The sequence below is a fragment of the Elstera litoralis genome (assembly GCF_000963705.1).
Lineage (GTDB): Bacteria > Pseudomonadota > Alphaproteobacteria > Elsterales > Elsteraceae > Elstera > Elstera litoralis.
The window spans coordinates 1-959 of the sequence record NZ_LAJY01000909.1; the positions used below are offsets into that span (position 1 = coordinate 1).

Genomic DNA, 959 nt, shown 5'->3' on the forward strand with positions numbered 1-959 from the left:
GCAGACGCGCATCAACGATACGCTGCGCGCGTCGCTGGCCTTGAGCGGGAAAATTCCGCGCGACCAATAATTAGGCTTGGAAGATAAAAACGGGCAGCCCCCGGCGCTCGCAGTCATCACCACAAGAAAGCTTTCCAACCATCGCACCGCATTTACCACGCGATACCCTGATATATCGCCATAGCTATTTATTGATCGAAAAAATTGTGAGAGAGTTCCTATAAGGCTACCATATGGAGTGTTTAATATGCATATTGGGCATATCACAATAATTCTAATCGCTTTAGGATTTAGTAGTAACGCTATTGCAAGTGCATCAACACCTCAATTCTCTCCGATTGCGGGGCAGAAGTCCAATAGCGCGCTTGGAATTTCGGAGAAAAAATGTTCGGGAAAACATTGATATAATTCCCATTAAATGGAATTGGGAAGACGTATCCCAAAAGGCGGAAACTCCCAGGAGAATTGGCGATTACAAACACGGCCTATTAACGTTGAATGGGCCTCAAAAAAATCTTACAAGCATCAGTTACATAGGAAATATACCGACTAGAGTCGATGGAATGACTGATGACGAATTTAAATACTGGTTTGAAATACATTATTACATTTGCGCTGCGCTTCTGAAAGCAACATACCCAAATTGGGAAAAATCCCGTGATTGGCTGGCCTCAAATTTTACCGAGATCATCGGTGCTGGAAGTAGTGCGAGTTACGCTTCCAATGGCAAGGTAAGTAAGTTGTCGTATCTGAAAAACATTAGAATGATTACACTCAGCATTTCTGCTGACTAAACCTAGAGGGAATATCTATGGTCGGACTAGCTGTCATATTCCGATCAAAATGCCGATACGGGCAGGAACAGCGCTTTATTCCGAACCAATTTCCGCTTTAATGCTCCGACCCTTCCCCATTGAGAGAGAGCCCCATGTCCCGCCCCCGCCTCCACGCCCCCGATC

1 protein-coding gene is annotated in these 959 nt (G+C 45.4%); it reads left to right on the top strand.

The window, feature by feature from the left end:
- Positions 1-563: 563 nt before the first annotated feature.
- On the top strand, positions 564-794 hold the full coding sequence (locus VZ95_RS24745) for a hypothetical protein (protein WP_156995501.1): 231 nt from the start codon (positions 564-566) through the stop codon (positions 792-794).
- Positions 795-959: the final 165 nt, after the last annotated feature.